Here is an 18,800-nt window from a genome sequence, read left to right as displayed (position 1 = left end):
TGTCCGCCCCCCCCGCGGTTCGTTTCGCCACTACAAATCAGCAGTCACAAAAAAGCTGAGAGGAATCACATGCGCTCCCTGTGCGAAAAATATTTCCGGCAGACCATGCCGAAAGCCGTAGCCCTGGCTCTCTCCTTCGCCCTCGCTCTGCCCACCGTGGCCTCGGCGCAAAGCGCCGCCGGGCATCCGGATTGGCCCGGCCCCGGCCAGCTCTACGTCGGCACCTGCTACCAGCCCATCGAGCGCACGCCGCGGGAGATCGACCAGGACATCGCGCTCATGAAAAAGTCCGGCTTCAAAGTTGTTCGCCTGGGCGACCTTTCGTGGGATTCCTTCGAGCCCGAGCAGGGCAAATTTACGTTTGCGTGGTGGGACAGCATCATCCAAAAGATGCAGGCCGCCGGCATCAAGGTCATCCTCGACATTCCCGGAACCCCGGCTCCCATCTGGCTGCATCGCGCCTACCCCGGTGTCGATATCGTGGCCGAAGACGGCAAGCGCATGCCTCCCGCCGAGCGCTACATGGATGACATCAGCGATCCGGATTACATCCGTGAAGTCGGTATTCTGGCCACCGCCATGATGAAGCACTACGCGCACAATCCTGACATCATCGCCATCGGTTATGACAATGAGATCGGCAACGGTTACATGTCCTACTCCGAGGCCGACCGTCTGCGCTTCATCGCATGGCTCCGCAAGAAATACGGCACCATCGGCGCGCTCAATCACGCCTGGGCTACCGAATGGTGGTCGCGCCGGCTCAACAACTTCAATCAGGTCTATATGCCGCTCGCCAGCGGCCCCGGACCCTCCGAGAGCTATCTCGATCTTCACCGCTTCTGGTCCGATGTGGCCATCGCGCGTCTGGAGCAGCTCGAAGCCCTCCGCCGCCAATACATGCCCAACGTGCCCACCATCTCCAACCTCTGGCCCAATGCCGGCCGCCGGGGCTTCAACTATCTCGGCTCCTACAAGAATTACGTCTCCTACGGCGCCGAGGGCTTCTATCCCGGCGACCCCGTCAGCGGCGCATTCGGCGCGCTCATGATGAAAGGCGACCTGCCCACTCCCATCTGGTTCAACGAGTTCACCGCCGGCGGCGGAGGCTTTTACGGCACGCCCGGCCGCAGCACCATGTATGCCTATCTCGGCCTGATGATCGGCGCGCAGGGCTTTCTCGCCTGGACCTTCAACTCGCATCTCGGCGGCGAAGAACAGGCCCTCTTCGGCTTGCTCGATCACGACAACACGCCCTCATGGAAGCTGAACGAGTGGGCCCATTTCGCCGCGCAATTCCAGACGCTCAGCCACTATGGCTTCCCGCGCTATCCTCATCCGCAGATCGCCATCGCATACTCCTTTGACTCCTTCGTGGACTCGCACCCCAACGGCCCCTCGAACACGACTCTCCAGTACTTCACCACCCCATACGCCGATCAGGTGCAGGCAGCCTTCGCGCCGCTCTTCCGTGACAATCTCGACACCGCCATCATCAACATCGGGCACGCCGATCTCTCGCCCTACAAGATGGTCGTCGTCCCAGCGGACTATCTCATGGACCCCGCCAGCGCCCACGCCATTCGCACCTACGTGCGCAATGGAGGAACCGTGCTCATGACCGCCTTCTCCGCAAAGGTGGATGAGAACGGCAACTGGTTCGACACTCCGCTGCCCGGCATGCTCAGCGACGTCTTCGGCCTGCGCACCAGCGCCTTCTACCGCGTGCAAAAGCCGCTGACCTTTGACCTCAACGGCCACTCCGTCGCCACCACCCTGCGTGAATACGAAGTCCTCGAACCCTCCACCGCAAAGGTCATCGCCCGCTTCACCAGCACAGCGGATCGCACGCCCGCCGTCACCGTCAACCACTTCGGCAAAGGCCGCGCCATCTATCTCGCCACCGCCTCCAATGCCACCTCCATCGGCCCCGTGATGCAGAGCCTCTTCGCATCCTGCGGCATCCAGCCCGGCCCCAGGACTCCCGAGGGCGTCTACGCGCGCCGCGTCGATGGCCGCATTCTCTACGTCAACACCACCCAACAAAATCAGGTCATCCCCATCCACGGCACAGGGCAGGGAATCATCTCGCACCACACCTATCACGGCCAGATCCTCCTCAAGCCATGGCAGAGTGACCTCGTGCAGGCAACCGGAGCCCACGCCGCCCCGGCAAATCAATAGAATTGGGCTCATAAACACGGAGCTGCTGATTGCGGAAAGTGTGAGACCCGCCGCCGAAGCGGGGCTCATGCTGCCTGCCGGAACTAGAAATCTACAAATGAGGCCAATTCTAAAATTGCCCACGAGACCAATACCAAGACCAACACGCAGCAGAAAGAGGTCCATCTTGAAGCATGCTTCTCTCAAAGCCCTGGTTCGCCATCCGCGCCTCTCGTTCCTCAAGGCCGCTTCTGTCGCCGTGGCGGTTACATTTGCCGCGCACGCGGTCGCGCAATCGCCCTCTCACCAGCCGCGCGTCATCACCGCCAACGTGCAGGCCGCTGCCGGTCCCGTCAATCGCTTCTTTGACTTTTCCGTTGGCTCTGATTACTCCGGCACCCTCATCAAGGCCGACAGCCAAAACCAGCTCCAGATGGTCACCGACGAGCTCGGCTTCCGTTACATCCGCTTCCACGCCATCTTTCATGACGCTCTCGGCACCGTGCAGCAGAAGAACGGCAAAATCGTCTACAACTGGACCGGCATCGACGAGCTCTATGACAATCTGCTCGCCCGTCACATCAAGCCCTTCGTCGAGCTGAGCTTCACCCCGCAGGCTCTCGCCACCTCAAAGAACAGCATCTTCTACTACCACGCCAACACCTCCCATCCCAATCCAAAGGAGTGGCGCAACCTCATCGCTGCCTTCGCCCGCCATCTTGAAAAGCGCTACGGCAAGGCTGAGGTCCGCTCCTGGTATTTCGAGGTCTGGAACGAGCCCAATCTCTCCGGCTTTTGGGAGGGTGGCGACCAGAAGGCCTACTTCCAGCTCTATGATCTGACCGCCCGCACCCTCAAGTCCGTCGATCGCCAACTGCGCGTCGGCGGCCCCGCCACCGCCGGAGCCGCCTGGATTCCTGCCTTCCTCGATTACGTCAAGAAGACCCACGCTCCCATCGACTTCGTTACCACCCACACCTACGGCGTCAAGGGCGGCTTCCTCGATCCCGATGGCAAAGACGATCTCCTCCTCGACCCATCCCCCAACGCCATCGTCGGCGACGTGCGCCGCGTCCACCAGCAGATCGCCGCATCCCCGTTTCCCCATCTGCCGCTCTACATCACTGAGTGGAGCACCAGCTACACGCCCGCCGATCCCGTCCACGACTCCTACATCAGCGCTGCCTACATCCTCAACAAGCTCAAGGCCACTCAGGGACTCGCGCAGGGCATGAGCTACTGGACCTACTCCGACCTCTTTGAGGAATCCGGCCCGCCGCCCGCGGCCTTCTACGGCGGCTTCGGCCTCGTCACCCGTGACGGCATCCGCAAGCCCGCCTTCTTTGCCTACAAATATCTGCACGCACTGCGCGGCGAAACCATCCCTTCCTCTGATCCGCAGTCCATGCTCTCTACCAACGGCCAGAACTTCACCGCCGTCCTCTGGGACTTCCAGACTCCAGCCCAAGGCAAGCTCGGCGACCGCGAGTTCTACACCCGCCTGCTGCCCGATCACGCAGCGGCCCCCGTCGATCTCACCGTCACCCACCTCACGCCCGGCACGCTCTACCGGCTCCAGTTGCACCGCACCGGCTACGGAGTCAACGACGCCTATTCGGAATACCTCCGCATGGGCGCGCCCAAAAACCTCACTCAGCCGCAGATCGCCCACCTCGACTACCTCACCCGCGACCAGCCCGAGCGCAACCAGCTTCTCCGCGCCGGCAGCGACGGAACCATCGCTCTCCACATCCCCATGCGCACCAACGGCATCGTTCTCGTCACCCTGCGCCGCGTCTACTCGGCCAGCCCCAACCCGCGGCACTGAGTCAAACCCCACCGAGTGGAGGCATTCCCAGCCTCCACTCGATCCTCTCCTCGCTCCATCATCCTCTGCCCCCCGGGAACCAACCACCGCTCCCGCGCGTATCACCCTCCAGCATGCAGAGCTTCGGTGACATCTTCGGGCAGGTCTTCCGCGCCATCTGGGCCAACAAGCTGCGTTCCTTCCTCACCATGTTCGGCATCGCGTGGGGAGTCGGTTCCATGCTCCTGCTCATCGGCGTCGGTGAGGGCTTCCGCGTTGGCCAGCGCCAGCAACTCTCGCGTTTCGGCAGCGACGTCATCATGATGTGGGGCGGCAACGTTCCGGCCGTGCCCAGCCAGCACGTCGGCATGCGGCCCTACTACCTCACCTTGCGCGACGAGCAGGCCATCGTCACCCAGGCGCCCGACGTCCGCGACGCCACCGCCTTCCTCGAACGCGGCAATCTGCAGGAGCAGAGCCTCTACGAAACCATCACCGGAACCGTCGATGGCGTGCAGATCAACTACCCCAAAGTCCGCAATCTGCCCATCGCCGAGGGCCGTTTCCTCAGCCCCTCCGACGAGCTCAATCGCAACAACGTCGCCGTCCTCGGCCAAAAGAGCGCCATCAAGCTCTTTCCCGGCCATCCCGCGCTCGGCTCCTGGGTTACGCTCGGGGGCACGCGCTTCCTCGTCATCGGCGTCGCCCAAAAAATCGGTCACGGAGACAATAACAATCTCAACCAGCAGGTCTACATCCCGCTCAGCGTCATGCGGAACAAGTTTCCCCTCAAAGGCGACAACATCCCCACCGACGCCGTCACCACCATCCAGTACCAGCCGCGCTCCCACGCCGTCCATCTCGCGGCGCTCGCTGAGGTCCACACCATCATCGCCCGGCGTCACGGCTTCGACCCCAACGCGCCCCAGGCCTTCAACGAGTGGGACACCATCCAGACCGTCCAGATGGTCGATAAAATCTTCGACGCCATGGATACCTTCCTCGGCGGCGTCGGCCTCGTCACCCTCGCCCTCGGCGCTGTCGGCATCGTCAACATCATGCTCGTCTCCGTCACCGAGCGCACCCGCGAGATCGGCCTCCGCAAAGCCATTGGAGCCACCAGCCGCAGCATCCTCATGCAGTTCTTTCTTGAGGGCATCACCCTCACCGGCGTCAGCGGGCTCATCGGCATCGGCGGAGCTACCGGATTCATGTGGCTGCTCCAGAAGGCCATCGGCCAGGGCGTGCAGGGCTTCGCCCCGCCCCACGTCGTCCCCTGGACGGCCGCCCTCGCCTTCGGCTCGCTCACCGTCTGCGGCGTCCTCTCCGGCATTTACCCGGCCAGCCGCGCCGCCGCCCTCGAGCCCGTCGAAGCCCTGCGAAAGGAATGAGGCGGTCAGGAATGAAACGGCCAGGGATGAAACCGGTCAGAGATGAAACCGGTCAGAGATGAAACCGGTCAGAGATGAAACCGGTCAGGGATGAAACCGGGTGCCCCGGGTCCGTCCGTTCGGACCCGGGAGAGAAACTTGTATCAGGGCACGGCTTTAGCCGTGCCGCAAAAGCCCACAATAGAAACGGGGCTTTAGCCCCTGAGGCAAACCGCCCAACCACTGACAACTGACAACTGACAACTGACAACTGAAAACTGACAACTGGCAACTCGGAGACAAACAATGTTGCGCGACATCTGGAATCAAGCCTGGGAGGCCATGGTCTACAACCGCCGCCGCACCATGATCACCATCTGCGGCATGGCCTGGGGTATCGCCACCGTAGTGCTGCTCCTGGCTTACGGAGCCGGCTTCTCCAAGGCCATTCACAACATCTTCGCGCAATGGGGCCTGCAGATGATGGGCGTCTTCCCCGGCCAGACCTCCGAGCAGGCTGGCGGCATGAAGGCCGGCATCCCCGTCCACTTCGTCATGGACGACCTCGACCACATCCGCAACACCGTCCCCGGCATCGAGCTCATGTCGCCCGAACTGGGCAAAACCTTCCCGGTCTCGAACGATCTGCACTCCTATCAGTGGCAGGTCAACGGCGACTATCCGGACATCGCCAGCATCCAGAACCTTGAGATCTCCGTGGGCCGCTTCTACAACGGGCAAGACAATCTTGAGCGCTCCCACGTCGCCGTCCTCGCCTCTGAGGCCAAAACCATGCTCATGGGCGGCCAGTACCCGCTCGGCCAGCAGATTCGCATCAACGGCACGCCCTTCACTGTCATCGGCGTCCTCAAACCCAAAATGGCCGAGGCCGGCGACAACGTCAACCGGCAGGTCTACATCCCCTTCGGCGCCATGGCCGAGCTCAAAGATTCCCAATACCTCGATGGCATCTGGATGACCTACCGGGGCGACAACCAGGCCGTCGAGCAGGCGCTCCGCAACACCCTCGCCGCCGCTCATAACTTTGAGCCCAGCGACCACAACGCCATGTACGTGGCCAACCTGCAGCAGCAGTTGCAGCAGTTCTCCATCATCACGGCGGCCCTGCAGATCCTGCTGCTCTTTATCGGAGCGCTCACGCTCGGCATCGCCGGCATCGGCCTTATGAACATCATGCTGGTCGCCGTCCAGCAGCGCACCCGCGAAATCGGCATTGAAAAGGCTCTCGGCGCGCGCCGCCGCCACATCCTGCTCCAGTTTCTGGCCGAAGCCATGGTCATCACCGGCGTTGGCGGAGCCGGCGGCATCGCTCTCGCCTACGCGGTCGCCCTCGGCGTAGGCCGCATCACCTTCTACAGCGCCATCGCCAAAAACGCCCACGCGGCCGACATCCGCCTGCTCATCTCGCCCCTCATTGTCCTCGTCGCGACCATCATTCTCATCCTGGTCGGCACCGTCAGCGGAATGATCCCCGCCATCAAGGCCGCCAACCTCAACCCCATCGAGGCCCTCCGCTACGAATAGCCCACCTGGCGCACCGGGTGCCCCACATCTCGAAGAGATGTGGGTTTAACCCCTTTGTCCTCCCGGCAGGTGCCCCATTCAAGCCGGGTGCCCCCATTCAAACCCTCCGTTGGTTTGAGTAGGGCTGTTGTCTTCCCATCCTCGGCTTCTCCGCCCCCACCCGCGATGCCGGGTGCCCCACATCTCGAAGAGATGTGGGTTTAACCCCTTTGTCCTCCCGGCCAGCCGACCGACACCTCCTCATCCTTTCTCCTCGCGCCCAAACGAAGCGCAGCAGAGCGACCCGCATTCCCCCCATGAAGGGTACGGGCTTCAGCCCGTACATTCCCCCGCACAAAAAAGAAAAAGGGCTTCAGCCCCTGAGGGAACCGCTTCCCATCCAGGCAGCTCCGCCCCCCCGCGATGCGTCATTCTGAGGCCAACGGCCGAAGAATCCCGGCACGCTCTCGGTCACCACCGCCGCCCGAAGTTTCTCCCACAACTTCTCCTCCGATCAAACGAAGCACAGCGAAGGGTCCCTCACGCCCATGAAGGGTACGGGCTCCAGCCCCCGAGGCCCCCCAAAACGCCGGAAAAATCTGCTCCTCCAGCTATCATGGAAATAGCGTATCCCTTCCACCGAAATCCTCATTCACCCTCCCATTCCGCAAGCAAGTCACATCGAATGAATAAGATGCGCGGAATGCATCCATCTCATGCGAGAATGTGAATCCGCAATCGCATTCTCTTTCATCCCGTAAAGCATCCATTATCAATGAGTTAAACCGTAAAACATCATGCTCTGCAATCAGCCGAAAAAAATAAGCGCGGAATGTGAATCCAGATTCACATTCCGCGCAAATGATTATAGACAAAAGACTTAAACCGGCAATCCGGCCTGTTTTTCACAGAAAATGCGAATCCGCATTCACATTGACGGCAAGCCTATTGGAATGTGAGGTTTACCTGAAAACTACGCCATTTTCTGCCTGAAAATGCGAATCCCCATTCACATTTCCACAGAGGCGATCTCTTCCAGAATCTTCTGCGCCGCCGCCGCCGGGTCCGCCGACTGCGTGATCGGCCGCCCCACCACCAGGTAATCAGCTCCGGCCGCCATGGCGCTGGCCGGCGTCGCCACCCGCTTCTGGTCGCCAGCCGCCGCCCCAGCCGGGCGAATGCCCGGAACTACCAGCGTCATCTCCGGGTGCGCGCCGCGCGTCGCCGTCACCTCTTCGGCGCTGCACACCAGCCCGCGAATGCCCGAGTCCCAGGCGGTCTTCGCCAGCCGGGCCACCTGCACCGCCGGGGTGTCATTCACGCCCACCGCCTGGAGCTGCCCTAAGTCCATGCTGGTCAACACGGTAACCGCCAAAAGCTGAGGCGCTGCCGCAACCCCGGCCGCCGCCTCGGCCGCGGCGCTCAACATTGCCGGGCCGCCACTGGCATGCACCGTCAACAGCCGCGCGCCCGCTGCCGAAGCCGTGCGTACGGCCCCGGCCACCGTATTGGGAATGTCATGCAACTTGAGATCCAGAAAAACCGAGAAGCCCTGCGCCGCCAGCGAAGCCACAATGCCCGGCCCTTCGGCCACAAACAGCTCCAGGCCAACCTTCACCCACCGGCAGGTCTGCTCCAGCCGTTCCGTGAACTCCAATGTTTGCAACGCGTTAGGGAAGTCGAGGGCGACAATCAGTCGGTCCTGCGGCAGGCGGGGATGGAGATCAGTACTCATGGTCGGCAACCTTCTCGGGAGGGGGATCTCAGTCACTATAGAAGAGATGCGCCACAAACGGAACAGGCGGTGCGGGATCATACCAGCGCACCGCCCTCCGGAGTGGGTTCTCGTTATCGCGCAGGGGTCAGCGGATAAGAGAGTTGCGCAAGCTGAGCATTGGTCTTGATCAGCTCAATACGCACCGGCGCGGTGCCGGAATGGCGAAGGCCCAGGAAGCCTGCGGCGGCATAAGACAGGTCAATCACGCGATTTTCGGGAAGTGGACCCCGATCGTTAACGCGAACGACGACCGATTTGTCATTCCGCAGGTTGGTCACGCGCACCAGCGAGCCTAGCGGCAAAGTGCGGTGAGCGCAGGTCATTGCATTCATGTTGTACGGTTCACCGCTGGCAGTTTCCTTGCCCTGGAAGAACTTGCCATACCAGGAGGCGATGCCAATTTGGTACCAGTGATGGTGACGACGTACTCTTTTGACGGCCGGAGCCGCATGCTCTGCCTGCAAAGCAGGACGAATGGTTGGGGTGGATGCCTGAGCGCCCGCCAGACCAACAAGGATCATGACAGCGACGCCTACCGGATGCAGATGTCTTCGATTCGCAGAATCGCGGTTTCTTTCGATAGGATTCATACTCCTCCTGAAGCAGATTTTACCCGGACTTCAAAATCTAAGTCAAACTGCCGCAATCATTTAGCAACTTTTGCCCCGGAGAATTAAAGTACAAAAACAGTTACAAATAGGGTTTTCCTGATCGTGCCTGTCGCGGTTACAAATCTTCGGAGCCGCCTCCCACCAAAGTGGGAGAGGTTGGCCGGCCGCCCCCGGGCGGTTTACGCTGGCTCAAAAGGGGAACCATCGATGCCCTCAAAACCCTCCGGCTTCCTTTCCGGGAATCCCGGGAACCCGCATGAACAAAGGCTTCCCGAAACGGAACCTGCCCAAAGCTCTGCCCTCGCGCCTGCTGTCGTCCTCACCATTGCCGGCTTTGACCCTTCCTCGGGCGCCGGCATCACGGCCGACCTGAAGGTCTTCGCCGCCTGCCAGCTCTACGGAGTCTCGGCGGTGACGGCTCTCACCGTGCAGTCCACCCAGGGCGTGCTCCGCAGCCAGCCGGTCGATTCAGCCCTCCTCGGCGAGACCCTCCGTTGCCTCCAGCAGGACCTGCCGATTGCCGGAGTCAAGATTGGGATGCTCGGATCGGGGGAAAATGTCGCCACGGTCGCCGCCTGGCTGCGCGATTTTTCGTTTCCGCGCGAGCGGGTGGTTCTAGACCCGGTCCTGCGGTCGAGTTCGGGGCGCGACCTGCTGGATGCTTCGGGACAGACCCTCCTCCGAGAGCAACTGCTGCCCCAAACCGGCTGGATCACCCCCAACCTCGACGAACTGGCTGCCCTCACCGGCCTTCCGGTAACGAACCGCGAACAGATGCGGGCCGCCGCCGAGGCGCTGGCCGCCACGGCCGGGCTGCGGGTGGCCGCCACCGGGGGCCATCTGGATCCGCCCGATGATCTGCTGGCTACGCCGGAGGGCGAAGCGCAGTGGTTTCCGGGCAGGCATCTGGCCACCCGGGCCACGCACGGCACCGGCTGCGCCTTCTCTTCGGCGCTGCTCTGCCGCCTGGTACTGGGCGACTCCGCCGAGGCAGCCGTGGCCGCCGCCAAGCAATATGTAAAGGAGGCGATGGAGGCCGCCTACCCAATTGGGCGGGGCCGGGGCCCCATGCATCATCTCTATAGGGCTTTCCGGGGAGAGTGCCTTTCAAACGGGTGATTTTTCCGCCCCGGGCGCTGCTATGATGTTGGCATGACGCAGCTTGAGGTCCTCTACCGGTACGAAATGCATCCGACGGAGGCCGCCATGGCCGCCCTCGGCACCGCTCGCCAGGTGTACGGCGTTCGGCGAATCAAGATCGATGAGAACGCGAAGACCATTCGCGTGGAATACGACGCTACCCGGCTCAACAAGGCCGTCGTACTGCAGCTTCTGCGCCGCTCGGGCATAGATATTGTGGAAGAGATTCCCCTCGTCGCCCCGCCGCCGCCACCGGCTCCCGCCGAGGCCGCGCCCGCGCAGTAGCGCGGCTCACAGCGCCTTCAGATAGTTCACAATCTCCGGGCTGGTCCAATCCTGCGGCCCAATGAATTTGCGCACAATCACGCCCTTCCGGTTGATGATGTAGGTCTCCGGGGGGCGGGTCGTGCCAAATTTCCGGTTGGTCTTCTGAGTCGGATCAATCGCTGTGGTGATGCCGCCGATCCTGTTCTGAAGCAGGTACTGGTCATAGGCCTGCTTGTCGGTGTCAAAGCTGACCGCGACCACGCGGATGTCCGGCATCTCCTGTTGCAGCTTGATCAGCGACGGAAACTCTTCGAGGCAGGGCGGGCACCACGATGCCCAGAAGTTCAGCACCACGACATGGCCCCGGTACTGCTTCAGGCTCACGGTCTCGGCGCCGTTATGAATGGTGAAGTTGGGGGCAGGGTGTCCAATCGCTCCCGGGTGGGTGTTGTCATTGCAGCCCCCCGCCAGAACACAGACCAGCACCAGGGGAAGAACCAGCAGCGCAGGCAGCGCTTGAAAGAAGCGAAACCGCAAGGGAAACCTCACCTTTCTATAATAAGGCGTGCCCGATCTAAAAGAAGAGCCTCAAAAAGAACAGGATATCGATTCCGCACCATCCCCCTCGCGGGTGCTCTCGGTCATCGTGCCCGCGCGCAATGAAGAGGACTGCATCGAGGCCTGCCTGCGCTCGCTGGCCGTGCAGTCGGAGCCCGGCTGGGATCTGGGCCGCGAGTGGGAGATTCTGCTGGTCAATGATGCGTCCACCGACCGCACGCGCGCGCTCGCGGCGGCCATCCCCGGAGTCACCGTCCTCGACGCACCGCCGCCCGAGCCCGGCTGGACCGGCAAGGCCAATGCCTGCATGGCGGGCGTGCGGGCCGCCCGCGGCCAATGGCTGCTCTTTACCGACGCCGATACGGTGCACGAGCCGGGGCATCTCTCCCTGGCCATCACCGAGGCCGAGCGCCATCACGTGGAGATGCTCTCCTACTCGCCGCGCCAGATCGTGCATGGTTTCTGGCAGCGCGCGCTGATGCCGCTGGTTTTCAGCGAACTGGCCAGCGCCTATCCCCCGGCCAAGGTGAATGATCCGGCGCATCGCACTGCCGCGGCCAACGGGCAGTTCCTGCTGGTTCGCCGGGAAGCATATGAGAAGATCGGCGGCCATGCGGCTGTAATGGATTTTGTCCTCGAAGACGTGGCTCTCGCCAACCTGGCCAAGCGGCGCAAGGTGGGGCTGCGCTTCCGGTATGCGCCGGAGGCCGTGGCGGCTCACATGTACCGCGACTTTCAGGCCATGTGGCAGGGCTGGACGAAGAACCTTGCGCTGCTCTTCGGCAACGCGCTGGCGCTGGCGGCGTGGCGTCTGCTTGATCTGGTGCTGCTGCTGGGCCTGCCATTTGGGGCCTGGGCGGTTTACCGGCTCAATCCGCATGTCTGGTACTGGGCTGTCTTTCTGCTGCTTTGGCTGCGCACGCTGCTGCGCTTTTACCGCCGCGTGAGCCGTTCCAACTTTGCCGCAAAGGACTGTATGCTGGCCCCCGTGGGGCTGCCTCTGTTTGCCGCCATGCTCTGGCAAAGCTGGTTTGATCACACGGTCAAAAAGCGTGTGGTCTGGAAGGGACGTACGCTCGAAAGCGCCAATCGCTGAAGCGGCATGTGCCGTCTGGTCATCTCATCAGTAAGAATCAAGGGAATCCTATGATCCTGCTCACAAGAAAAGCAGATTTTTCCGCGGCTCACTTTTATTGGAATGATGCCTGGACCGAAGACCAGAATGTGGCGGCTTTTGGCAAATGCGCCAATCGAAACGGCCATGGTCACAATTACACGCTCGAGGTCACGGTGGCTGGCGAAGTGGATGCCGTCACCGGCTTCGTGGTCGATCTGAAGCAGCTCAAAGAGGTTATCGAGCGCGAAGTGATCTCGGTCTATGACCACCGTCATTTCAACCACGAGGTGCCGGAATTCCGCAGCGTGATTCCGACAACGGAGAACATCGCCATCGCTATCTGGAAGCGTCTGGAGGGCAAGATTCCCGGAGCGCGCCTCTATAAGGTGCGGGTCTATGAAATGCCCGATCTCTTTGCCGAATATCGCGGGGAAGCATGAAAGCCTACTTCGGACGCCGCTACGGATTCAGCGCCTCGCACCGGTTGCATACCGATGAGTTGAGCGAGGCCGAGAACCGCGCCACCTACGGCAAGTGCAATCATCCGTTCGGCCATGGGCACAATTACGTGGTGGAGATTACGGTCGGCGGCCCGGTCGATCCGGATACGGGCATGGTGTGCAATCTCGTCGATCTGGATGCCTGCGTGCGGGAACAGGTGCTGGAGCCTTTCGATCACACCAACCTGAACTTACTTTCGTGCTTTGAGAAGTTGGTTCCAACCACAGAGAATCTTTGTATTGAAATCGACCGGCGCATTCGGCAGGCCTTTCGCGAGGCCGAGATTTTTTCCGTGCGGGTCGAAGAGACCAACAACAACTTTTTTGAGATAGAACACAGCGCTCCCGGTACGGGCAGCACGGCAGGGCGCAAATGAAACGAGGACCCATGGCAACCATATCGCTGCAGGACAAACTCTCCCGCAACTCCGGATCCGTTCCTCCCGCTCTCGAGAAGTATTCCACGCAGGAGATTTACGCCGAGCTGCTGCGCCGTTACGACGAAGACCCCACCCGCGACGGCCTGCTGCGCACCCCCGAGCGCGTGGAAAAGGCGATGAAATATCTCACGCAGGGCTACCATCAGGAGCCCGCCGGCATTTTGCAGGGAGCACTCTTTGACGTGGACTACGACGAGATGGTGCTGGTGAAGGACATCGAGATGTTCTCGCTGTGCGAGCACCACATGCTGCCTTTCTTTGGCCGCGTGCATGTTGCCTACATTCCGAACGGCAAGGTGGTGGGCCTGAGCAAGATTCCGCGCCTGGTAGAGGTGTTTGCCCGCCGTCTGCAGGTGCAGGAGCGCATGACACGTCAGATTGCCGAGGCGATTCAGGATGCGATCAATCCCCAGGGCGTGGGCGTGGTGATAGAGGCCCGCCACCTGTGCATGATGATGCGCGGAGTGGAGAAGCAGAACTCCTCGACCGTGACCTCAGCCATGCTGGGCGTCTTTCAGCAGCAGAACACCCGCGGCGAGTTTCTCTCGCTGGTGCGCGACCGCAGCTACCAGCAACTCTGATACGATCAGGCGGGCGCACCTGCGTTCTGCACATTTTAAAAGTTGAGGCATCTGAGCCGGGCCGCACCGCGTGCGGCCCGCTCTGTTTTGCCGTTGGAAGCGAGGCAAGTGAACGGGCTTTTGATTGTCGATAAACCTGGGGGCATCACCTCTCATGACGTGGTGGCGCGCGTGCGCCGGGCCACGGGCGAGAAGTCCATTGGCCACCTCGGCACGCTGGACCCCATGGCAACCGGCGTGCTGCCGCTGCTGCTGGGCAAATTCACGCGGCTGGCGCAATATTTTGGCTCCAGCGAAAAATCCTATACCGGGACCATACGCTTCGGCTTCGCAACCGACACGTATGACGCCGAAGGGCAGCCCTCAAGCGAGCCGCGGCCACTGACGCATTCTCTTGAGGAGTTGCGAGCCCTGGCCGCGCGCTTTCAGGGGCAGATCGAGCAGATGCCGCCGCCATTTTCCGCAAAGAAAATTGGGGGACAGCCCGCCTACAAAGCCGCGCGCGCGGGCGAGACGCCGCAACTGCGCGCCGTTCCAGTGACCATTCATGAGTTTGTGCTGGAGTCTCTCGCCGAAGACACGGCGGCCTTTCGCATGCAGGTCTCGGCCGGAGGTTATGTGCGTTCGGTGGCGCATGAGTTAGGCGCGGCTGCCGGTTGCGGAGCGCACCTGGCCAGCCTGCGCCGTACGGCGGCGGGTGCGTTCACACTGGCTGAGGCCCTACCACTCGATGAGATCGAATGTCTGGCCGCCGCGAAGGAACTGGAAGCGCGCATGCCGCATCCTCGCGCCATTTTGCCCGAGATGCCGGCCGTGACCACGGACCTGCAGACAGCGGGCCGTTTGCGCAACGGCATGCAGGTCAATCTGCCGGATTTCTCGACGGCTCCGATGGTGCGTATCTTTGTCGGCCAGCGCGACCTGATTGCGATTGGCCGGCGCGTGGCGGGCACGCTCTTTCAGCCGGTGGCCGTGCTGGGGTGACGCTGTTTTTCTGCCTTTAGTTCCGTGCTTTCATTTCCGGTGCAGCAGGGGCAGCAGCAGCGGCAGCAGGTGCTGGGCGATGAGCCGCGAGCCCTTGGCCGTGGGGTGAATGCCGTCCGGCTGGATGGTTCCGGGCAGGTTGTAGATGCCTGCGTAGAGCATGGGCAGCAAAGGCACGTGATATTTCTGAGCCACGCGGCGGTACATTTCATCGAATTGATGAATGTAGTCTTGGCCGTAGTTGGGCGGCAGCGTGATGCCGGCCAGCAGCACGGGAATGTGCGCGGCGCGCAGGCGGCCCACCAGCGTGCCGAGGTTGCGCTCGGTCACATTCAGCGGAAAGCCGCGCAGCCCGTCGTTGCCGCCGAACTCGACGATGACGGCCGCCGGATGCAGCCCGAGCACGCGCGGCAGGCGGTCGAGTGCGTCTTTGGTGGTGTTGCCGCTCACGCCGGCGTTGATGACGCGGTAGTGATATCCGCGCGAGGCCAGGTCATGCTGCAGGAAAACAGGATAGGCTTGGCTTGGGTCGAGTCCGTGACCGGCGGTGATGCTGTCTCCAAAACACACCACCAGCGGCTCATGGGCGGCGGCGCGGGCAATACTGGAAAGACTGATGGCAAAGCAGACGAGCAGCAGCCAGAAGCGTAGTCGGCGACGGTTCACGCACTCAGTGTAGCAATCGCAGGGTAAACGCAGGGGGCAGGGGAAAACGATGATTGAAGTGCGAGGGCTCAGAAAATCCATCCGGAACGGCGCGCGGACGGTGGAGATTTTGCGTGGCATTGATTTCACGGTGCCACAGGGGCAGTTTGTAGCCATCATGGGCGCCTCTGGCAGCGGCAAGAGCACACTGCTGGGATTGCTGGCCGGACTGGATTCGCCGAGCGAAGGCGATGTGATTCTTGACGGCGTCTCGATTGCCCATCTGGCCGAAGACAAGCTGGCCGAGGTGCGGGGGCGCAAGATTGGATTTGTCTTTCAGTCGTACCAGTTGATTCCTACTCTGACGGCGCTGGAAAACGTGCTGCTGCCGTATGAACTGAATGCCAGCGGAAACGGGCGCAGAAAGGCGCTGGAACTGCTCGATGCCGTAGGCCTGAGCGACCGCCTGCAGCACTACCCTGTGCAGCTCTCTGGCGGAGAGCAGCAGCGGGTCGCGCTGGCGCGCGCCTTTGTCCTCGATCCGCCGATTGTGCTGGCCGATGAGCCCACCGGCAATCTGGACTCGCGGAATGGCAAGCATGTGCTGGACCTGCTCACGACGCGGCAGCGCGACTCCTCGACGACGCTCGTGATGGTGACGCATGATCCGCAGATTGCGGCGCAGGCTGACCGCCAGATTCACATGCGCGACGGAGTCGTCGTCGCCGACCAGCTCGCCGCCGAGGAGGCATGATGAAACCGGCGCTGCCCTGGAGCACAGCCTTTCGCATTGGCATGCGCGAACTGCGCGCCTCGCGAGCCAAGTTTTTATTTGTGCTGCTCTCGGTTGCGATTGGAGTGGCGGCGCTCACCGGCGTGCGCGGCTTCAGCCAGTCCTTTCAGCGTGCCTTGCTGGGGCAGGCACGGGGGCTGATGGCCGCCGATCTTTCGGCCAGTCTCTATCACACGGCGAGCCCCGCGCAGGTGAGTGCCATGAATGCGCTAGCGCAGCACGGTGTTGAGATGACGCAGACGATGGGCACTGTGTCCATGGCGCAGGCGGTGGGGCACCCGGTGCCGATTCTGGTTTCGCTCAAGGCCGTCGATCCGGGCAAATATCCCTTCTACGGAAATCTGGTGCTCAAGCCAGCCGGGCCGCTGCCGCAACTGCTGAACGACCACACCGTGCTGGTGGACGACAACCTGCTGGTGCGCCTGCATGCGCAGGTGGGAGACCAGTTGAAGATTGGCGGGAAACTCTTCCGCATCGCAGCCGTTATTGTGAGTGAACCAGACCGGTTGAGCGCGGGCGTAGGCTTTGGTCCGCGTGTGATGATGACGCGCCACATGCTCGATGAGACCGGCCTGGTGCAGATGGGCAGCCGCGCGTCTGTGCGCTACCTCTTCAAAGTCCCTAAAGGGACGAATATTGCCGCGCTCAAGGCGAAGCTGCAGCAGATTCTGCCGCAGGCGCAGGTTGAGGATTATCGCGAGACGAATCCCTCGCTGACCGCAGGGCTCGATCACGCCACGGGACTGCTCAGTCTCATCTGCCTGGTAGCCATGGTGCTGGGGGCCATTGGCGTGGGCATGGCGATGCGCGCGCACCTGCAGCAGCGTATTGAAGTGCTCGCCATCATGAAGTCAATTGGTGCGCGGTCGAGCGATATTTTGCGCATCTATCTGTTACAAACCATTCTGCTGGGGGCTGCGGGTGCGCTCCTGGGAGTGTTGCTGGGGGTAGGCGTTGAGTTTGCGCTGCCCACCGTCTTTGGCAAGCTGCTGCCCTTGAAGCCAGCCCTGACGTTGCCGATCGGGCCTGTGCTGGCGGCCTTTGGCACCGGCATTCTGACCACCGTGCTGTTTTGTTTGCCGCCGCTGCTCGATGTGCGCAAGATTCGCCCGGTGGTGGTGCTGCGGCGTGCAGTGGAAACAGGCTTTGCCGGCCGGGGATGGCGCGGCTGGCTGCGGGAGAACCGGCTGCAGTTATTCAGCATCCTTGTGATTCTTGCCGGTCTGGGCGGGATTGCGGTGGCATTGTCAGACTCCTGGCTGGTAGGCCGCTGGTTCACGATTTGCCTGGCGTCGCTGCTCGCATTCCTGCTGGCGCTGTCGTCTGGCTTTCTGAGGCTGCTGCGCATGTTGCTTAGGCGCACGCGCGCGCAGCTGCCCTCTGCTCTGCGGCATGGACTTGCGAATCTCTACCGGCCAGGCAATCAGTCGGGCGCCGTACTGGCCGCCCTGGGCGCGGGCGTGATGCTGATCCTCAGCGTCTTCCTCATGCAGCACTCCATCGTGCTGTCGCTGCGTGCGGACGCTCCGCCGTCACTGCCGAACGTCTTTCTTGTAGATATTGGAAGTGATCAGTTGCAGGGTCTGAAGCATCTGGTCGAGGCGCAGCCCGGCATTCTGGGCAAGTTGGAAACCGTACCGATTGTGCAGGGTTACATTGAGTCGATTGACGGCGTGCCAGAAAAGACGCTCGCCAGCGAACACTATCCCAGGCATCTGCTGCGCGAGGTAGGCATGACGTGGAGCGCGAAGCAGCTGCCGGATACCGAAGTGACAGCGGGGAAGTGGTGGACCAGCGACACCACCGATGAGGTTGCGCTCGACGAATACATCGCGCGGCGTCTCAAGGTGCATCCCGGCTCGAGCATTGTTTTCTCAGCCGGTGACACCACCATCGCGACGCATGTCGCCGTTATTTTCAAGACCAAAGGCAACCACGCTTTTTCGCGTGCGGACTATGTGCTGCCACCGCATCTGCTCAAGCCTCTGCCGGCGATCTGGTATGCGGACATGCACGTGAAACCGAGTGAGATTCCGCAACTGGAGCGAGTGCTCTTCGCGGCTTATCCCACGATCACGGTGGTCAATGTGGCCGATATTCTCGATACGATCAGCAACATCGTGGATCAGATCACCGTGGTGATTCATTTTCTCGCGGCATTTTCCATCCTGTCAGGACTCGTCATCCTTGCTTCGAGCATTGCCAGCACGCGCTTTCGCCGCATCAGGGAAGTGGTTGTGCTCAAGACGCTGGGAGCCACGCGCCGCCGTGTTGCTTTGGTCTTCAGCATTGAGTTTGCCGTGCTGGGGCTGCTGGCTGGCACGGTGGGCGTACTGTTTGCGCAAATCATGTCGAGCATTTTGCTCAAGCGCCTGCACGTGCCTTTTGCGCATAGCTACACTGCATCCATACTGACCATCGCAGCCAACGTGGTGCTTGCCGTATTTACCGGATGGATCGCGAGCTTTCGGATTCTGGGGCAGAGGCCGCTCGAGGTCTTACGCGAGGAGTGAGGATGACGTG

Annotated in this window: 17 protein-coding genes; 13 read left to right on the top strand and 4 right to left on the bottom strand. The window is 61.8% G+C overall.

Translation table 11 applies throughout. The features are described from left to right. The first annotated feature begins 105 nt into the window (after positions 1–105). The 4 genes from ACP_RS04345 (at position 106) to ACP_RS04330 (ending at position 6,885) form a co-directional block, all read left to right on the top strand. Positions 106–2,184 carry a beta-galactosidase gene (locus tag ACP_RS04345; protein ID WP_148215026.1) on the top strand — a complete coding sequence of 693 codons (2,079 nt, stop codon included), beginning with the start codon at positions 106–108 and terminating at the stop codon, positions 2,182–2,184. Between the two features lie 166 nt (positions 2,185–2,350). Further along, entirely contained in the window at positions 2,351–3,991 is a 1,641-nt protein-coding gene (locus tag ACP_RS04340; RefSeq protein WP_238525646.1) for a GH39 family glycosyl hydrolase, read from the top strand. A 113-nt stretch (positions 3,992–4,104) separates the two neighbouring features. Next, on the top strand, positions 4,105–5,361 hold the full coding sequence (locus tag ACP_RS04335) for an ABC transporter permease (protein ID WP_015896072.1): 1,257 nt from the start codon (positions 4,105–4,107) through the stop codon (positions 5,359–5,361). Between the two features lie 285 nt (positions 5,362–5,646). Beyond that, complete coding sequence (locus ACP_RS04330; RefSeq protein WP_041839278.1) at positions 5,647–6,885, top strand: ABC transporter permease; 1,239 nt, start codon at positions 5,647–5,649, stop codon at positions 6,883–6,885. 988 nt (positions 6,886–7,873) lie between these two features. Here ACP_RS04330 and pyrF read toward each other — a convergent pair. Together pyrF and ACP_RS18670 are read right to left on the bottom strand one after the other, a co-directional pair. After that, entirely contained in the window at positions 7,874–8,599 is a 726-nt protein-coding gene (pyrF, locus tag ACP_RS04325) for an orotidine-5'-phosphate decarboxylase (RefSeq protein ID WP_041839277.1), read from the bottom strand. Positions 8,600–8,712: 113 nt separating this feature from the next. Further along, complete coding sequence (locus ACP_RS18670) at positions 8,713–9,231, bottom strand: septal ring lytic transglycosylase RlpA family protein (protein ID WP_015896069.1); 519 nt, start codon at positions 9,229–9,231, stop codon at positions 8,713–8,715. A 228-nt stretch (positions 9,232–9,459) separates the two neighbouring features. On the opposite strand from ACP_RS18670, the gene thiD reads away from it, so the two are divergent. Together thiD and ACP_RS04310 are read left to right on the top strand one after the other, a co-directional pair. Beyond that, a complete protein-coding gene (gene thiD, locus ACP_RS04315) occupies positions 9,460–10,371 on the top strand; it encodes a bifunctional hydroxymethylpyrimidine kinase/phosphomethylpyrimidine kinase (RefSeq protein WP_015896068.1) in 912 nt (303 codons plus the stop codon). A gap of 33 nt (positions 10,372–10,404) precedes the next feature. After that, a complete protein-coding gene (locus ACP_RS04310; protein ID WP_015896067.1) occupies positions 10,405–10,677 on the top strand; it encodes a hypothetical protein in 273 nt (90 codons plus the stop codon). 6 nt (positions 10,678–10,683) lie between these two features. Here the strand turns inward: ACP_RS04310 and ACP_RS04305 are convergent, their stop codons facing one another. Further along, complete coding sequence (locus ACP_RS04305) at positions 10,684–11,196, bottom strand: TlpA family protein disulfide reductase (protein WP_015896066.1); 513 nt, start codon at positions 11,194–11,196, stop codon at positions 10,684–10,686. A 28-nt stretch (positions 11,197–11,224) separates the two neighbouring features. Between ACP_RS04305 and ACP_RS04300 the strand changes: the two genes are divergently transcribed. From ACP_RS04300 to truB, 5 genes are all read left to right on the top strand, one after another. Then, positions 11,225–12,313: a glycosyltransferase family 2 protein gene (locus ACP_RS04300; RefSeq protein ID WP_238525645.1), complete on the top strand. Its 1,089-nt coding sequence runs from the start codon at positions 11,225–11,227 to the stop codon at positions 12,311–12,313. Between the two features lie 50 nt (positions 12,314–12,363). Beyond that, positions 12,364–12,774, top strand: coding sequence for a 6-pyruvoyl trahydropterin synthase family protein (locus ACP_RS04295; protein ID WP_041839276.1), 411 nt, complete (start codon positions 12,364–12,366; stop codon positions 12,772–12,774). After that, the gene (locus ACP_RS04290) at positions 12,771–13,211 is read left to right on the top strand and encodes a 6-carboxytetrahydropterin synthase (RefSeq protein WP_041839275.1); all 441 of its coding nucleotides are present in this window, start codon (positions 12,771–12,773) and stop codon (positions 13,209–13,211) included. The genes ACP_RS04295 and ACP_RS04290 overlap by 4 nt, the downstream gene beginning before the upstream one ends. A gap of 11 nt (positions 13,212–13,222) precedes the next feature. Further along, the gene (gene folE, locus ACP_RS04285) at positions 13,223–13,855 is read left to right on the top strand and encodes a GTP cyclohydrolase I FolE (protein WP_148215025.1); all 633 of its coding nucleotides are present in this window, start codon (positions 13,223–13,225) and stop codon (positions 13,853–13,855) included. Positions 13,856–13,963: 108 nt separating this feature from the next. Further along, on the top strand, positions 13,964–14,839 hold the full coding sequence (truB, locus tag ACP_RS04280) for a tRNA pseudouridine(55) synthase TruB (RefSeq protein WP_041839274.1): 876 nt from the start codon (positions 13,964–13,966) through the stop codon (positions 14,837–14,839). A 30-nt stretch (positions 14,840–14,869) separates the two neighbouring features. Here the strand turns inward: truB and ACP_RS04275 are convergent, their stop codons facing one another. Next, positions 14,870–15,505, bottom strand: a complete 636-nt coding sequence (locus ACP_RS04275) for an arylesterase (RefSeq protein ID WP_015896062.1) — start codon at positions 15,503–15,505, stop codon at positions 14,870–14,872. A 49-nt stretch (positions 15,506–15,554) separates the two neighbouring features. Here ACP_RS04275 and ACP_RS04270 point away from each other — a divergent pair, with 49 nt between their 5' ends. Next, positions 15,555–16,238 (top strand): ABC transporter ATP-binding protein, encoded by a 684-nt coding sequence (locus ACP_RS04270; RefSeq protein ID WP_015896061.1) that lies wholly within the window; start codon positions 15,555–15,557, stop codon positions 16,236–16,238. Further along, positions 16,235–18,790, top strand: a complete 2,556-nt coding sequence (locus tag ACP_RS04265; protein WP_238525644.1) for an ABC transporter permease — start codon at positions 16,235–16,237, stop codon at positions 18,788–18,790. The genes ACP_RS04270 and ACP_RS04265 overlap by 4 nt, the downstream gene beginning before the upstream one ends. Positions 18,791–18,800: the final 10 nt, after the last annotated feature.

Source organism: Acidobacterium capsulatum ATCC 51196, assembly GCF_000022565.1.
GTDB classification, from domain to species: domain Bacteria; phylum Acidobacteriota; class Terriglobia; order Terriglobales; family Acidobacteriaceae; genus Acidobacterium; species Acidobacterium capsulatum.
The sequence above is the reverse complement of the archived record's forward strand: the minus strand, read 5'-3'. Positions and strand labels throughout refer to the sequence as shown.

Excerpts from the sequence above, each read along its gene's own strand:
- ACP_RS04345 (WP_148215026.1), top strand. The coding sequence starts at position 106 with ATGCCGAAAGCCGTAGCCCTGGCTCTCTCCTTCGCCCTCGCTCTGCCC.
- ACP_RS04335 (WP_015896072.1), top strand. The coding sequence starts at position 4,105 with ATGCAGAGCTTCGGTGACATCTTCGGGCAGGTCTTCCGCGCCATCTGG.
- ACP_RS04330 (WP_041839278.1), top strand. The coding sequence starts at position 5,647 with ATGTTGCGCGACATCTGGAATCAAGCCTGGGAGGCCATGGTCTACAAC.
- pyrF (WP_041839277.1), bottom strand. The coding sequence starts at position 8,599 with ATGAGTACTGATCTCCATCCCCGCCTGCCGCAGGACCGACTGATTGTC.
- ACP_RS18670 (WP_015896069.1), bottom strand. The coding sequence starts at position 9,231 with ATGAATCCTATCGAAAGAAACCGCGATTCTGCGAATCGAAGACATCTG.
- thiD (WP_015896068.1), top strand. The coding sequence starts at position 9,460 with ATGCCCTCAAAACCCTCCGGCTTCCTTTCCGGGAATCCCGGGAACCCG.
- ACP_RS04310 (WP_015896067.1), top strand. The coding sequence starts at position 10,405 with ATGACGCAGCTTGAGGTCCTCTACCGGTACGAAATGCATCCGACGGAG.
- ACP_RS04295 (WP_041839276.1), top strand. The coding sequence starts at position 12,364 with ATGATCCTGCTCACAAGAAAAGCAGATTTTTCCGCGGCTCACTTTTAT.
- ACP_RS04290 (WP_041839275.1), top strand. The coding sequence starts at position 12,771 with ATGAAAGCCTACTTCGGACGCCGCTACGGATTCAGCGCCTCGCACCGG.
- folE (WP_148215025.1), top strand. The coding sequence starts at position 13,223 with ATGGCAACCATATCGCTGCAGGACAAACTCTCCCGCAACTCCGGATCC.
- ACP_RS04270 (WP_015896061.1), top strand. The coding sequence starts at position 15,555 with ATGATTGAAGTGCGAGGGCTCAGAAAATCCATCCGGAACGGCGCGCGG.
- ACP_RS04265 (WP_238525644.1), top strand. The coding sequence starts at position 16,235 with ATGATGAAACCGGCGCTGCCCTGGAGCACAGCCTTTCGCATTGGCATG.